Origin of the sequence: Pseudomonas sp. yb_5, from assembly GCF_043103865.1 — a bacterium.
GTDB lineage: Bacteria > Pseudomonadota > Gammaproteobacteria > Pseudomonadales > Pseudomonadaceae > Aquipseudomonas > Aquipseudomonas putida_Y.
Map to the genome: position 1 here is coordinate 38655 of NZ_JBICKE010000090.1, position 15938 is coordinate 54592.

Consider the following 15938-nt stretch of genomic DNA (forward strand, 5'->3'; position numbering starts at 1 on the left):
CGTGCAGGCGCGCCCCTTGCAACGCCGCGATTGCCGTCACCGCCACTCGCTGTAAGGCTCCAGTGGTGTCACCGGCAGGGCCAGGTTGCCTCGCCACGGTTCGAACAGGTAGCGCAGGTAGAGCATGCCATGGCTAGGCGCATAGTCATCGCTGTGCTGCCAGTCGAAGCCGCCGCCCAGTACCCACTGGTCACTCAGGCGCCGTTCGAACAGCCCGCGCAGGCGGTAGCCCAACCCACTGCTGTCGCTGGCTTCAGTCATCGCATCAAGGTTGGAATCGACGCTATATTGCGCCAGTACCTTGCGGTTGATGTGTGCGTCCGGGTACAAGCGGCTACTGCCACTATGGGCCTGAGACCAGCTGACGGAACCTTCCAGCAGCAGCGACCAGTCGTAGTTGCGCCAGGCATAACTGACCGGCACGCCCACCGAACTGTAACGCTGCGGGCTGTAGTAACCGCCCTGCCCCAGGCTGTAGCCGCCCAGGTCCTTGTCGTGGCGCCAGTGCATCAGCGTCACGCCTACACGCACACGCTCGTCGGCCTTTTCCACCACGCGGTGGTAAAAGCCGGCCATGGCCCGGGTCCGCTGGTTGTCGGCCACGTTTTCGCCGTACAGCCAATGGTGCCCCAGGCTGGCCCACACCCCGTTGTCGCCACCTTGGTCCCAGCTCAGGCCGAGCGTGGCGCCATTGGCAGTGACCCCGCCCCAGCGCACGCCCGTCGGGCGGTCGCGTGCGCCGGCGAACGACAGCAATGAATTGCTCATCGGCCGGCGCGAGGCGGTCAGCGACCAGCCAACCTGCCCGAGGTCACCGTTGACCGTTGCGCCGCCCAGCCAGTTGTTGATTGCATAGCCCTGGGTGGTGCCCAGGTCGAACGCCCAGCGGCTGCCCTGCCAACCCAACGCCAACAGACTGCCGCTTGCAGTCTGCGATCCCCCCGTGCACGCGGGCAGTGTTTTGCCGTCAGCGGTCTGGCCAACAAACTGGCAACTGCCGAAGTCGGGGGTGTAGCGCCCCTGATCGTTCGGCTCGAACGACCCCGCATCCATGCCAATGCGCTCTACCCGCGCAAACGCGGTGCCCTCCTGCCAAGGAGTGTCGACATGCAACAAGGTCGACTGGGTACTCAGTTCCGACGTGCCGGGCGTACCGTCATCCTCGCGCCAGCCGTAGTCATGCATCAGCGTCACATGGGTATTGCGCTGGCGATACAGGGCATCCACATCACTGCGCAGGCTGCGGGCCAGCCAGTCGTCGCCATCCTGCTCGCGGCTGGCCAGGGTCAATGCACGGTCATCCCGTGGCGCTACGGCAGCACGGTCCAGCAACTGTGCATCGGCCATCGCCGCCGCATAAAGGTCCAGTGCTCGTTGAGGATCATCCTGCGCTACCAGGCGGGCGGCGTCGCGCCGTAACAACGGATCGGGGCGCGTCTGCTGCGCTGCAACACGGTCAAGCAGCCTGGCCGCCTGATCGTGTTCGCCCAACGCGGTCCACACCGCCGCCAGGCGCCGCTGGGCGTTGCCGTCATCAGCGGCAAATTGTGGCACCTTCACGCCCAGCATGTGCCGGGCCTGCTGCAGGTTGCCTTCGGCCACTGCGCTTTCCATCACCCCAAGGCGTGCATCAGGACGCCCAGGCTGCACGACCAGTACACGCTGGTAATAGCTGCGCGCCTTGCCATGTTCACCACGCGCTGCTGCCCAGTCAGCCAACAGCATCAAGTCGTCCGGGCTACCTTCACCACGCGCCAGGCCGGCTTCAAGCAAGGCTGTCGCCTCGGCACTGCGGCCTTGTGCCTGCAACTGCTGCGCAGAGGCCAGGGTCATACGCCGTTGAACACGCTGCTCCAGCGCGTGCATGTCCGCGCTCCAGGTCGCCTGAGGTACCGCCCTCAGACTGTCCAGAGCCAAGGCATCACGGTCGCTGGACGCCAGGAACAGGCCGTGGGCATAGCGCGTTGCCGGATCACGTGGCTGGTGCTGCACCAGCCAGGTAAATGCCCCGTCGGCCTCGCCATTGCGCCCTTGGTGACGCAGACTGTTGGCCAGCTGATACACCAGCCAAGGCTCATCGGGGGCCAGAGCCGCGGCCTGGCCCAGTACGTGGCTGGCCGTCGACCAGTCCTCGCGCTGCAGGGCTTCGTCCCCTTGCTGGCGTAACCGCGCAAGTTCCAGGCTGCGTCGCAGGCTGGCGAACTGCGCCTGCTGCCGTGGGGGCAGGCTGTCCAGGTATGCCTGCGCCTTGCCTGGCGATTGCGCCTGGTAAACGCGCATCAAGCCACGCACGGCACTTTCGTTATCCGGCGCCATACGCCGTACCTGCAGGTACTGCCGCTCGGCAGCCGCCACATCGCCCTCGGCCAGCGAGACATCTGCCAGGCCCAACAACGCGTATTCATCCTTTGGCCGTTGCTGGCGAGCCTGCCGGTAAAGTGTGCGCGCACCGCGCACGTCTTTCGCCGCCAGGGCCCGCTCGGCTTTTTTCAGCAGGGCCCAATACTGGCTGGACGACTCCAGGTCCTTCCATTGGCTGATCCGGTAGGTGTCCTGCTCCTTGGCGCTCGCCGCGCGGAACGCAGCATGGGCGTCTTCATGGCGGCCCTGGCGCATCAACGCATAACCCAGGGCCCCCTGCAGGCTGGCATCGCCCGGGTACTGGCGCAGGGCGCGGCGCAGCTGCGTTTCGGCTTCGACATTACGGCCCTTGTCGAGCAACGCCTTACCCCGTTGACCGGCCTGCCATGCCGGGTCGGCCAGCAGCTTGCGCTGCTGTTGCAAGGTCTCGCTGGCCTGTGCCAACAACGGTGAAGCCGGGTAACGCTGAAGAAAGGCTTGCCAGGCCGCCGCGCTGGTGGCACTCACGGCTTGCCCGGACAGGTAGTCGAACTCGCGCTGGGCAGCGGCATCCCGTGCACCGGGGTCTCGCGCCAGCTGATCGAGCAGGGCCAAGGCCTCGCGGTCACGCTTTTCGGCGAACAACCAGCCAGCCAAGGTCTGGCGCAGCCCGGCACTGCCTGGATACTGCTGATCCAACCGCTGCAACTGGCGGATCGCCTCTGGGCGTTGGCCTGGCAGATTGCCGCGCACGCGCCAGTAGTCCAGGGCCAATTCAAGGCTGGGTGGTTCGCCGGCAAACAACTGTTCGTACACCGCCAGCGCCTCTTCGTTACGGCCGGTAACCGCCAGCAGACGCGCCTGCTGCAAGCGCCGCGCAGGCGCCGGTTGTTGAAGTTCAAGCAGGCGCCTGGCCTGACGTGCTTGCAGGCTGCCAGGCGCAACGGCACTGATCCGCGCACTCAACTGCTCGGCTTCACTGCTGTTCTTCTCGCGCAATGCCAGGCTCAAGGCCGCCAGCAACACGTCCGGGTTGCGCGGTTCAAGCAACTGCAAACGGCCCAGCGCATCGCGCACCAGGTCGTCACGGTGCAGCGCTTCGCCGCGGCGTACCTGGTCCAGCAGCCATTGGCGCTGTTCATCGATATCCTTGGGTTGCGCATCTGCCTGCCAGGTTATTGCCGCCAGCATCAACACGCCGATCATTCGCTGCATGGCGCGCTCCAGGCCGGCAACAGGCGGCCGTGCGGGTCAAAACGGTAACGGGCCTCGTCGAAGCCCTGGCCGAACAGCGCCAGCACCTGGCTGTAATACGCCTTGGCCTCGATCGGCTGTTCGCGCAAGCGCTGGCGCTGGGCCGCCAAGCCGGCCACGTGCTCAGGCGAGGCAGCAAGCAATGGCAGCAAGGCCGCAGAGAAACCCGCCGGGCCATGGCCGCGGGCTTCACCGCTGCGTGTATCCAGGTGCTCAGGAGGTAGCCCCTGGCGCTGGGTCAATGCCACCATCGGCGCATAATGGGCCACCAGTTCGCGGCGTTGCGCCGCCCCCTCGGCCAACATGCCGACCCACAGGTACACGCGAATGGCGTCATAATCACCGGCATTGCCATGTTTCGTGTCTGCCGCTGGCTTTCCGGCCGGCGTCCACAGCAACCAGTCCGGGGCAAAGCCCTTTGGCGACGATGCCAACCACAAACGCCGCGTGTTGGCCGCCAGCTCACCCCACAATGGGTCCACCTCGCTGAAACGGTCGAGCAGCTGCAGCGGCAGGTAGCTGGGGTTCAGGCGGGTACCCTGGGCGTCTTCGAAGCCGTAGTCACCTGGCAGCAACATCACACCGAGGCCTGGAAGCTTGCGCACGGTCTGCGCGGCGATACGCCACAGCAGGTGCTGGCCCAGCTGCGTGTAGGCCGGCTGGTCCCACAACCGCCCTGCTTCCAGCAGGCTGTAGGCGATCCACAGGTCGGCATCACTGGCGTTGTTGGCGTCCAGCACCTGCCACTGCTGCTGCCCGTCACGGCCCCAAAGCCAGGCAGGCAGATGCCGGGCCAGGTCACCCTCGGCGAGGTTGTTGCTGGTCCAACGCAGCAACTGCGCGAAGGTTTGCCGGTCGTTGCCTACCAGGGCGAAGAACAGCGCGTAACTCTGCCCTTCCGAGGTGGTGATCAGGCGCTCGTCACTCGGGTCGATGACCCGGCCATCCACACTCACCAGCTCGGCCTTGAACCGCTCCCAGGCAGGCCATGGGCAAACCGACCCGGCAGTGGCGAAAACGGGCAGGCCCAAGGCGACCAGCCCTACCAGCATCTGGCGCTTCATCACCCCGCCTCACCCAAGCGGCGCTTGCCAGCCCAGCGCAGTGCCCGCCACAACAAGAAGGCGAACAGCACCACACAAACAGCCGCGATCACCGCCAGCAACACAGGGTGCTCGGACAAGTGGAACCACAGCAGCAGCCACCACGGCAGCGCGCCCACGAAGTAGTGCTCGCCGACGAACTGGCTGCTCACGCCACTGCTGCGTACCAGCGTTACCGAACCCGCCACCGCATCGAGCTTGCCCACATCGCCAAGCACGTCGCGCAGCAATGCGTAATCGCTGTCGCTGTTGGCCAGCAAGGCCACAACACTGCGCTGCTCGTGGAACGGCGACTTCAGCCCGGTGATGGCCGCAATCGGCGCCTGGGCGCTGACCGCCACGCGGCTGCTTGCAGCCACCGGCTCAGTATCGAAACGCTGGCCACCGGGCAACGATGCGCTGCGGCCCTGCAGTAACCAGTCACGCTGGGCGCTGAGCAACAGGCCAAGGTTGGGCGCATCGCGCAGGGCCTCGGGCAGGCTGCCGATCAGCAGCAAGTCGGCATCTGCCGCTGCGGCCTGTTGCCAGTCGTCGATCAATTGCAGGCCAAGCGCCGGGTAACCGATCTGTCCGGCCAACCCGCCAACCGTGTCGAGCAAAGTGCCGACCTGCATCGCCGTAGGTTTGGCCGGCATGATGACCAGCGTCTCGGACAGGTCGGCCATGCGGCTGAACGGGAAGCCACTGCGGGCGAATGCACGCAGGTCGGGCATGGCGATGTAATGGTGGTAACCGGAAAGGTCGATGGTGGAGTTGTCGTCGATCGCTGCACGCACGTCCACCGGCAGCGAGGTCTGGCAGCGATCGCGCTGGGCGCTGCCCAGGGTGCTGGCAAAGCTGAAGTCGAAGCGCAGGCGGTTGCGGTCGCCAATCTTCAGCGCCGGCACCAGCGAGTTCTCGGTCAATGCAGTGTTGTCACCGGACAGCACTGCCAGGCGCATTTCCTCAAGGGTACCGCCGCGCCGGTCATTGCCCATCAGCGGCATGCTGGTGATGTACTGATCGTTGACGCTGATGCTCAGGCGCGATTCGTCGGTCACCGCTGGCGCCGTATAGCGGTACAGGGTGCGCAGCGGAATACCCTGGTTGCGCCAGACGAACAAGTCGGGCGGCAGGTTCAGTTCCAGTGTCACCGGCCGCGGTTGCAGGCCGCTGACTTGCAGTTGCTCGGGGTAATCCATCAGTTCGGCAAATCGCACCGGCCGGTCGGTGCGCGTCCAGTTCGGCGCATCGTAGGGCTGACGCGGTTGCAGCGCGGTCATCTGCTCCACTTTGACGCGCGCGCCACGGAACAGATTGTTGCCGACCGCCAGCGCCGAGGCGGCCTTGATCAGGTCGTCGTCGTTACGGCCCAGCACCAGCAGCACTTTGCTGAAGCGGTCGTCCGGATGATCGATCACCTGCAGCACGGGGCCGTCGACTGGCGGGAACTGCTGCAGATCGGCGAGGAACGCCGGGCGACGGTCGTTGCTGGCAAACACGATGCTCGGTGCAGGTTTTTCGCCACGGGCCGGCAGGTGGTTGTACAGCACAGGGAAGCTGGCCTTGCGCCAACCGGCCTGGCTGCCGAAGTAGGATGCCAGGATTGCTGCCGCACGCTGCTCGCCCAGGCTCGGCACGCCGCTGAACACCACCGGCAGTACTACCTTGCCGGTGTCGCGAGTATCGAAGAACGGCAACGGGAAATACGCCAGGTCGTTTTCCAGCACCAGCGCCTGCTCGTGCAACTGTACCTGGCTCTTGCGGTTAAGGTTAAGCCACAGGCCGCTGTGCGCCGGGTCTTCGCAGACATCGGTATAGTGTCCGACAAACTCCAGACGTACCCGGTTGAAGTCGCCGAGCAGTTTCGGGTCCAACGGCAGCTGGCGACGTACACGCTGGCCCAACTGCTCCTTTTCCACCGGAACTACGCCCATCAGCTCGTCGTTGAGGTAGACACGCAAGTGCGACAGGTTCGGCAGCAAGGCTGGCGAAGGCGTGTAGTCCAGTTGCAAGCTGGCATCGGTGGCCAGGCGATCGCGACGCAGGCCGAACTCGATATGCTCGCTGTTGCGTACCCCCAGCAGCAGGCTGTCGGACGCATGCCCAAGCTGCTCGAAGGTTTTCACAACCGGCCAGTTTGGTACCGTGGTTGTGGGTACCGCAGGCTCGGCAAGCGGGGCTACAGGAGCAGCAGCGGCGCTCTGCGACAAGGCGGTAAACAGCGCCATCGCCAGGCCCCAGGTACGCGCGGGATAACCAGTCATCATGCGTCTCGATCAACAGGGTTCATGGAAGGGATGGCCCGCGGTGTGCGGGGCCAGTAGCTGGCCAGCCACAGCGCCAGCGAACGCAGTGGGCGCAACCACGCCCGCAGCCATGGCGGCATGTGCTCGACCAGGCGCACGTAACCGACGCCGCCCAGCTTCAACACATCGATCAGGCTGCGCAGCGGGCGCTCGACCTCGTGCTGCTCGTTCCAGCCAAGCCAGGCATCGGCGCGGGCAAAGGTGCAGTGGACCAGATCGATGCGCTGTTGCAGGGCGAGGTCGTGGAACACCAGGCCCACGTGTTGCCCGACCGTACGGGTGACACACGCCTGGAAGGCGAACTCACGCTGGCCGCGGTTGAGCAGCAGGCGTACCTGCTCCCCCGGGTTCAGCTCCAGACCTGGCTGTACCTGCAGGCCGACACCACCGTCGGAGTAGTCGACCAGGGTGCAGGGGTAGGCATGACCGCTGGCCAGCATCAACCCCGCCGGCAAGCGCATCTGCACCCGATGGGCGCGGCGCACCTGGCGCACTTCGGCGGCCACCGCAACTGCGGCACCGATGATCAGCAGGTTGTAGATCACCCACAGCGAGCTGACGATCACCGTGCCGATTTCGGACGTCGGGCCGGCGAACAGACGCCACACCGCAAAACCCAGACCCACCACGTTGAGCGCCGCCAGCCACAGGTAAGGTTGGGCGATGCGCCAGTCGAACTGTTCCTGCTCCATCAGGCCGCCCTTGGCGGTGACGTTGAACGTGCCTTTTTTCGGCGCGAACAGCGCCACCGTGGTCGGGCGGGCGATGTACCAGGCCAGTACGGTCTCGTAGACCTCGCCCCAGAAGGTTTGTCGGTACTTGCCCTGCATCCGCGAGTTGGTCAGGCTGGCGTGGATCATGTGCGGCAGCACGTACAGCAGAATCATCAATGCCGGTGCGTAGATGATATAGGCATGCAGCAACAGGAACGCCAGAGGCGCCGTCAGGAACACCAGCCGCGGCAGGCCGGCCAGGAAGTGCAGCATCGCGTTGGCGTAGCACACCCGCTGGAACAGGCTAAGGCCACGCCCGAACAGCGGGTTGTCGGTGCGGAAGATCTGCACCATGCCACGGGCCCAGCGAATGCGCTGGCCGATGTGCGCCGACAGGCTTTCGGTGGCCAGGCCCGCGGCCTGCGGAATGCTCAGGTAGGCCGACGTCCACCCTTGGCGATGCAGGCGCAGGGCGGTGTGGGCATCTTCGGTCACGGTCTCGACGGCAAAACCACCGATGCTTTCCAGCGCGGTGCGGCGCAGCACGGCACAAGAGCCGCAGAAAAACGCCGCGTTCCACATATCGTTGCCATCCTGAATCAGGCCGTAGAACAGCTCCCCTTCGTTGGGGCGGCGGCGGAACGAGCCGAGGTTGCGCTCGAACGGGTCAGGCGAGAAGAAATGGTGCGGTGTCTGCACCAGCGCCAGTTTCGAGTCCTTGAGAAACCAGCCCACGGTCAGTTGCAGGAAGGAGCGCACCGGTACATGGTCGCAGTCGAAGATGGCGATCAACTCGCTGTCGGTGACGCCCAGCGCATGATTGAGGTTACCGGCCTTGGCATGCTTGCTGTCGGGCCGCACGATATACCCTACCCCCACTTCGTCGGCAAAGGCACGAAACGTGTCGCGGCGGCCATCATCGAGGATGTAGATGCGCAGGCACTCGCGTGGCCAGTCCAGGCCCAGCGCGGCCATTACCGTGGTGCGCACCACTGACAGGTCTTCGTTGTAGGTGGGGATCAGCAAATCGACGGTTGGCCAGTGCCTGGTGTTGGCCGGGAGGTTCGCCGGCTTGCGCTGCAATGGCCAGCTGGTCTGGATGTAACCCAGGATCAGCACGAACCACGAATAGGTTTCTGCCGCCAGCAGGATCACCCCGAATACCAAGTCGGTGTTGTCGTTCCAGTTCAGGGTCGAGGTGTAGCGCCACCACAGATAGCGGCAGGAGATGATGGTCGACAGCACGATCAGCATCAAAGTCGGGAAACGCCCCGGCATGTGTCGCACCAGCATGGCGATGACCAGCAGCAGGCAGATGAACATCAGCTGCGCCAGGTAGCCGAACGGCTCGGTCACACACAGCAGGGCGAGGCTGAGGGCGAACACCGTCAGCACGCTGTAGAACGTCCGCCGGGCAACCGCGTTCAGGCCGCGCAGGCGTGCCGAGGCTTCGTGCCTGAAAGCACTGGCGCGGTAGCGCGCAGGCACCTGGTGCAGTGCATCGATCAGCAGGCCGCGGTAGTGGCGCGCCACCCCGCCTGCCCCCCGCAGGTGCATGCGCACCGCGCCCAATGCGCGGCGGCCAGGCCCTGCAGTACGTGCCTGCGGTTGGCGCCGCAGCAGCAACCACAGGCTCTGGATCAACAGGCGTAGCGGGTCACCCAGCGTGGGGCGCTTGCCCGCCAGTTGCGGGTACAGGCGTTGGCGCTCGGCCAGCAGCGCCTGCCAGGCAGGAGACTCCAGGCGCAGGAACAGGAAGGCCAGCCACACGCCGAGGGTGAACAGCCATGCAACCGGCAGGCGCGTGCCACGGACTGTGAACCAGGTATAGGCCGACAGAGGGGTCAGGGTCACGGCTGGCGCCTCGTCAGACAGCGCACCGCCAGACTCTGCACATCACGGCAGGCCAGGCTCTGCGGTGCGTAAAGGCCAAGAGGTGCCTTGTACGCCAGCGCTTCGAGGAAGGCTTCGTCGCGATGGACCACCTGGATCGGCAAGCGATCACGGAACAGATCACGCCACACCATCAACAGGTCGCTCTGCAAGCGGCTGGCCGGGTCGTAGCGATTGACCAGCAGCATGTCGAAGTGCTCGACCGGGCGGCGCCCGAGCAGCAGATGGCTGGCCATTTCGGCTTCCGCCACCAGTACCCGTACATCAGTCTCGATGCCGTTGCCGGCGGTATCGCCCGGCAATTGCGGCAGGTCGTACAACAGCCAGTCGAAATGCTTGGCCAGCTCGACCTGGCGGGCGCGCCATGACTGCGCATCGGGCACACGGTGCTGCGCACCGTCGGCCAGGTTGCCGTACGGCAGCAGGCACAGGCCATCGAGCACCTCGTACACGGCATCACTGAATGGCCGCCCTTCCCGCTCGGCCAGCGCCCAGCCCTCGGATGTATTCAGCGGCAGGTTGAAGTGCAGCCCGAGCAAGTTGCTGGGGCACAGGTCAATCAACAGCACCCGTTCGCCCACGCCCTGCAGCGCGTAGCCCAATGCAGCCAGCAAGGCGCTGCGCCCCAGGCCTCCGCGCACCCCATGCAATGCCAGGCTGGTCATGGCGCGACCCTCTCGCGCTGGATGACAGCCGCGTACAGCGCATCGTCGCTGCTGGCCCTGCAGCTTTCACCCAGCAATGGCCAGCGCTGCAGGGCCTGCTGAACGCCCACCAGCATCGAGATGTCCTGATAGTTCAGCTCTGGCATGTCCAGGTGCTGGCGCAACTGGGCAATATCGTCGCTACGGTCGGACGGGTCTGACTTGCCAGTGATCATGGGCGCTCCTTGGGGATCGGCTGCCAGTCAGGCTGGCCTTGCAGGCGCATGTAGGCACGCCCCTGGTAATTCAGCACCTGTGCGCCAGAGGTTTCGGCAACCTGCTCGGTGGTTGGCAGGTCGGTCAGCAGGCCGGGCACATCCAGCACCTGCTGCTGGCCGAGGCCCGCATACACACGCGAGATCAGCTCGGACAACGCCAGGTAGCTGGTGGCAGCTGTGACCCGCAGCGGCTCGTTGCGGGCAGGCTGGCCCATGCCGATGAACTTCAGGCCGACCGGCACATGGGTAATCGACGGCGTGGGAATTTCGCGCATGCCAGACAACTGCATGCGGTCACCATGCAACGCGGCCCCATGCTCAGGGACAATGGCCACCACTACCCGGCGGCCACTGCGCTCCAGTTCGTCAAGGAAGGTGCCAAGCTCGCCAAACAGGCGATTGGCGCGGGTGGCATAGTCGGCCACGCGGGTACCGCCGTCGGCAGTGACGATACGGTTGCCGTCATGCAGGCTGATGCTGTTGTAGAACAGTGACACATGCTCGTCCGGGGTACCTTTGCGTTGCCCCCACCAACGGCGCAATACATCCAGGTCACTGGCAATCGGCGAGCCGTCGAAGCCCACCAGTGCCCGTGGGAAGTCGGTATTTCGCATGCCCGGTTGCGGCATGTGCTGCTGGGTAATGTCGCCGATGAAGTTGTCGAACCGGCCGCTGTGGTTGAGCAAGGTATTGCTCTGGAAACCCAGCCGGGCCAGGTTCTGGAACAACAGGCACTGCTCCGGGGCCGGTTGGTACAGGCCAGCGTGCGACGACTGCCCGCAACTGGCTCGCAGCACACGGATGGCGGCCGGGCCGCTGTAGGAGGTCGCCGAGTTGAACTGGTCGAAGATCACGTCCATGCGCGACAACAGCGGGTTGTCCCGTAGCCCCACGGCAGACAGGTCATCCCAGGCCAGCGAGCAGATGTTGATCACCAGCAGGTCGAACGGTTGCTCATCGGCATTCACGGCCGGGAACGCCGTCACCCGCTCGCGCTCACTGGCGAAGAAGCGCTCAAGCCAGCTGTCGAGCGCGGCATTGTCGGCTACTGCAGTGGCTGGCGCGGGTTCGGCTGCGGTGCGCGCCGCCACGCCGGGCGCCTGGCTTGCACCCAGCAACGGCAAGCCGCCGACCGACAGCCATGCCAACCCCAGCAGGCTCAGGGTGCTCAGGCGCAGCCAATGGCGTAGGTACAGGTAACCCACCAGCAACATTGCCAGCGCCCCCAGCAGGTTCCAGTTGATGAAGCGGCCCAGCAGCTCGAGCAGATAGTCCCACGAGAAGTCCAGCACCCCCGGCTGCGCAAGCAGGCGGCTGAAGGGTGGCAGCCAGGTGTCCTGGTAGAACAGCGCGATGCCGATTGGCACCGCCAGCAGTTGCCGGGCAATACGCAGCCACTTGCCCGGCAAAGGGACAAGCAGAAACGCAGCGAACAACAGGTTCGGCAGCGCCTGGAAGTCGAGCATGCCAAGTGCGACCAGCAGAAACTTTGCAAAAAAATAGAGGTTCCACCCTCCCAGTCCAGGCCAGCGGGCCAGTACCGGTAGGGTGATGGTGGTATTAGTCATTCTGGGGTTCCTGGCGTGCAGCGCGGCGGCGTACGCCCAGCGGTTTCAGATAGCGGGGGGGAAGGCGGCGGCGCAACCCGCCACGTAATGCCGAACTCAGGCGCACTAGCAACAAGGCCAGGCCCAGCGTGACGAGTGCGGTAATGCCGACCACCTGCAGCAGTTGCACGAAGTTCATGCGTCGCCCCGCTTGGCCAGGCCTACCTTGCGCGGTGCCAGCGCCGACCATGCCTGTGCAGGCAGTTGCGCCACTGTGTCGCTCCGGGGTGGCTGCGGTAGGTTGCTGTCAAGGAAGGCCGGAGTGGCCAGGCTGTCGACGCCGGCAAGCACTTCCTGGCTGATGAACAACTCTTTCCATGACAGTTGGAAAATGTGGTCAAGCGCTTGCTCGACCCCTTCGGAGCGGCAAGCGAACAGGAACAGGAACAGCACCTCGCCAACCACGCAGGCAATGTCGCCATCACGGCGGAATACCGTACGCGAGCAAGCCTGTAGCGGGGTCAGGCCGGGCGCTGGGCGCAACACCAACAACTGGTGGACGATTTCGCCGTTGCGCACCCCGTGCCACATGCTTTGCACTGCATCGGCGAACGCCCGTGGCGCTACCAATCCGCAGATGGCCAGCGGCCGCAGACGTGCCAGCAAGGCATCGAAGTCGGTTGGCAGGTGTCGACGCCAGACGTAACCCTGGATGCTCTCCACCATGGTCAGGAAGCGTGACAAGCTGGCACCGAACGGCACGATCTGGCTGGCACCACAAGCCAGCAGCAACTGTTCGTCCTGATAACGCAGGGTCGGCGCCATTTCGCGCACGACCAGCTTCAAGGCGTTGCCACGCGACTGCCGCAGGTGGTGCAGTTGGCGCGCCAGGCTATCCAGACGCTGCCCACCGTCCATGGCAAAGATCACCGTGGCAGACACCGCCCGGCTGGCTTTGCCCCCCAGTTCCTCAAAGCTTTCGCAGACCTGCCAGTGTTCGGAGAAGGCTGGCGCGCCTTCCAGTACCGGGCGCTGGGCCAGGCACAGCAACTCGTCACCACCGGTGTCGCTGGGTGCCTGAGGCGCGGCAGCAACGGCAAAGCCCGCGCTCAGCCGAGTCAGCTCCATGTCCCGGGTGGCGGCTTTGCCAAGCGGGCTGCTCCAGAAATGCTGCAGGTAGCGTACCCCACCTTTGCCGCGGTACACCTGCCCCAGGCCGTCGAGGCACTGGTTGAAAACGCGCAGACGCTCGACCAAGGCAGTGCTCTGCCCCCCACTGACGACCAGCAGCAACGCCGCTTCAGCCAACAATGCCGTGCGCAGCGCATTGCACCAGTGCTCGACTTCGCTATCCAGCCAGGCGTGTGCCGGTGCCAGCAGCACCAGCACACGCCCATGGGCATCAAGACGAGGCAGGTCTTCAACCAGATAACGGGTGGCTTGCGAGTTGGCCTCATACAGTGCCAGCTCGGCCGGGCCGCGCGTTGCGTCGAGCGCACCCAGCACGTCATCCATGGCTTGCGCATCGGCGATCAAGGCTGCCCTGGTATTATCGGGCAGGCCTTCGACTACCTGGCGGCATAGCAAGGAGGCGTCTTCGGCGGCGTCACAGGCTAACCAGTACAGTCCTTGTTGATGAAGCTGGCTGCTCTCGACGCTCAGGCCGGAAATCGCCAACAACTGCATTCCATTAGTCAAAACACTGGCTCTGCAAAAGGTAAATTGAAACGGTTTGAAGGCGGAATGTGTCACATCCTCTGCTGACGCCTTATGACTCATGTCAAAAAAACGACAAAAATGATGAGAAACACAAAGTTGCGTCAATTATACAGCATCAAGGCAGAATGAAATCAATCTGAAATGTAATGAGTTGCAAAGGTTTGTTAACAAACACCCCAAGGCCGACCTTTTCCGGGTTAAAAACAAAAGTCGCCAAAGGCAAGCCGGCAGGGCATTGGCCAATGCAAAAACCGTTTTCCGGAGACAAGCATGCTGCGTATCTTTGAACGTCGGCTCGACCCCTTCCCGCCCGACGAGGTACCACCGCCGCCGGTTGGCCTGTTGCGCTTCATGTGGGCTTGTACCCGCGGCGCTCGTGGCTACATCCTGGCGCTGGCACTGCTCAGTGCCGGGGTGTCGATATACGAAGCCTGGCTGTTCGCGTTCCTCGGTCAGGTGGTCGACCTGCTCGCGTCCTGGCAGGCCGGCGGTACTGTTGGCCCCGAGGAAAGCCGAGTGCTGTGGGGTATTGGCATCGTCCTGCTGGTCAGCATCGGGCTGGTGGCGCTGCGCACCATGGTTCAGCACCAAGTGCTGGCGATCAACCTGCCGCTGCGGCTGCGTTGGGATTTTCACCGCCTGATGTTGCGCCAGAGCTTGTCGTTCTTTTCTGACGAGTTTTCTGGCCGGGTCACTACCAAGGTGATGCAGACGGCGCTGGCAGTACGCGATGTGCTGTTTACCCTCATCGAAATCCTGCCCGGGATTGGCGTGTATTTCATCGCGATCATTGCCCTGGCCGGTGGCTTTGCCCTGAAACTGATGCTGCCCTTCATTGCCTGGGTCGTGCTGTTCGGTTTGGCCATGCTGTATTTCGTACCCCGGTTGGGCAAGGTCGGACAGGAGCAGGCCAATGCCCGATCGTCGATGACCGGGCGGGTTTCTGACGCTTACACCAACATCACCACGGTAAAACTGTTTTCGCACTCCAACCGCGAAGCGCACTTTGCGCGCGCAGCCATGGAAGACTTCAAGCAGACCGGTTTTCGCCAGATGCGCCTGGTGAGCCAGTTCGAAATCGTCAACCAGGCGCTGGTGGTGGGCTTGATCTTTGGTGCCGGTGGCTATGCACTGTGGCTATGGCACCAGGGACAGGTCGGCACCGGGGCCGTCGCGGCGATTACCGCCATGGCCTTGCGCGTCAACGGTATGTCGCACTGGATCATGTGGGAAATTACCTCGCTGTTCGAAAACATCGGCACCGTGCAGGACGGTATGGCCACCCTTACCCGCGGCCCCAAAGTGCAGGATGCGCCGGGTGCCGCAGAGCTGGTAACCACGGGTGGCGCGGTGAGTTTCGACAAGGTCAGCTTCAACTACAATGGCGAGCGCCAGGTGCTCAATGAGCTGACGCTGCACATTCGGCCGGGCGAAAAAGTCGGCCTGGTCGGCCGCTCCGGCGCCGGCAAGTCCACCTTGATCAACCTGCTGCTGCGCTTCTACGACGTGGACAAAGGGGAAATACGCATCGACGGGCAGAACGTCGCCAAGGTCACGCAAGACAGCCTGCGCAGCGCCATCGGCATGGTCACTCAGGACACCTCGCTGTTGCACCGTTCGATTCGCGACAACATTGCCTATGGCCGCCCTGATGCTACCGAAGCACAGATCCGTGCCGCCGCGGCCAGTGCCCAGGCCGATGGTTTCATCAGCCAGCTCAGCGACCGCCAGGGCAACAGCGGTTACGACACCCTGGTGGGTGAACGCGGCATCAAGCTGTCTGGCGGCCAACGCCAGCGTATTGCAATTGCCCGGGTGATGCTGAAGAACGCACCGATCCTGCTGCTGGACGAAGCCACCAGCGCGCTGGACTCGGAGGTGGAAGTGGCCATTCAGGAGAGCCTGGATGAAATGATGCAAGGCAAGACCGTTATTGCCATCGCCCACCGGTTGTCGACGATCGCCGCCATGGACCGGCTGATCGTGATGGATGAAGGGCGCATCATCGAGCAAGGCACCCATGCCGAACTGTTGGCGAAAAAGGGTACCTATGCACGGTTGTGGCAGCATCAGAGTGGCGGGTTCCTGGGTGAGGATCAGGGCGTGGCGGAGGCTGTGGAGTAAGCAGAGGCTGGGGTCAGCCAGCGCATACCCAGCCT

General features: G+C 64.2%; 10 protein-coding genes. 1 reads left to right on the plus strand and 9 read right to left on the minus strand.

Annotation, left to right across the window (positions count from 1 at the left end; all coding sequences use genetic code 11):
• Window positions 1-36: 36 nt before the first annotated feature.
• The 9 genes from bcsC to ACF8GF_RS15920 are packed head-to-tail and all read right to left on the minus strand — an operon-like array spanning window position 37 to window position 13746.
• Complete coding sequence (gene bcsC, locus ACF8GF_RS15880) at window positions 37-3555, minus strand: cellulose synthase complex outer membrane protein BcsC (protein WP_392487529.1); 3519 nt, start codon at window positions 3553-3555, stop codon at window positions 37-39.
• Window positions 3543-4658, minus strand: coding sequence for a cellulose synthase complex periplasmic endoglucanase BcsZ (gene bcsZ / locus ACF8GF_RS15885; RefSeq protein WP_392487530.1), 1116 nt, complete (start codon window positions 4656-4658; stop codon window positions 3543-3545). Before bcsZ ends, bcsC begins: the two co-directional genes overlap by 13 nt.
• Entirely contained in the window at window positions 4658-6946 is a 2289-nt protein-coding gene (gene bcsB / locus ACF8GF_RS15890; protein ID WP_392487531.1) for a cellulose biosynthesis cyclic di-GMP-binding regulatory protein BcsB, read from the minus strand. Before bcsB ends, bcsZ begins: the two co-directional genes overlap by 1 nt.
• Window positions 6943-9552: a UDP-forming cellulose synthase catalytic subunit gene (gene bcsA, locus ACF8GF_RS15895; RefSeq protein WP_176684138.1), complete on the minus strand. Its 2610-nt coding sequence runs from the start codon at window positions 9550-9552 to the stop codon at window positions 6943-6945. Before bcsA ends, bcsB begins: the two co-directional genes overlap by 4 nt.
• Window positions 9549-10256, minus strand: coding sequence for a cellulose biosynthesis protein BcsQ (bcsQ, locus tag ACF8GF_RS15900; RefSeq protein WP_176684139.1), 708 nt, complete (start codon window positions 10254-10256; stop codon window positions 9549-9551). Before bcsQ ends, bcsA begins: the two co-directional genes overlap by 4 nt.
• A complete protein-coding gene (gene bcsR, locus ACF8GF_RS15905) occupies window positions 10253-10471 on the minus strand; it encodes a cellulose biosynthesis protein BcsR (protein ID WP_176684140.1) in 219 nt (72 codons plus the stop codon). The genes bcsQ and bcsR overlap by 4 nt, the downstream gene beginning before the upstream one ends.
• Window positions 10468-12081: a cellulose biosynthesis protein BcsG gene (gene bcsG / locus ACF8GF_RS15910; RefSeq protein ID WP_176684141.1), complete on the minus strand. Its 1614-nt coding sequence runs from the start codon at window positions 12079-12081 to the stop codon at window positions 10468-10470. Before bcsG ends, bcsR begins: the two co-directional genes overlap by 4 nt.
• Window positions 12074-12259, minus strand: a complete 186-nt coding sequence (gene bcsF, locus ACF8GF_RS15915; protein WP_176684142.1) for a cellulose biosynthesis protein BcsF — start codon at window positions 12257-12259, stop codon at window positions 12074-12076. Before bcsF ends, bcsG begins: the two co-directional genes overlap by 8 nt.
• Complete coding sequence (locus ACF8GF_RS15920) at window positions 12256-13746, minus strand: BcsE family c-di-GMP-binding protein (RefSeq protein WP_176684161.1); 1491 nt, start codon at window positions 13744-13746, stop codon at window positions 12256-12258. The genes bcsF and ACF8GF_RS15920 overlap by 4 nt, the downstream gene beginning before the upstream one ends.
• 303 nt (window positions 13747-14049) lie before the next feature.
• Here ACF8GF_RS15920 and ACF8GF_RS15925 point away from each other — a divergent pair, with 303 nt between their 5' ends.
• A complete protein-coding gene (locus ACF8GF_RS15925) occupies window positions 14050-15903 on the plus strand; it encodes an ABC transporter ATP-binding protein (protein WP_176684143.1) in 1854 nt (617 codons plus the stop codon).
• Window positions 15904-15938 lie beyond the last annotated feature (35 nt).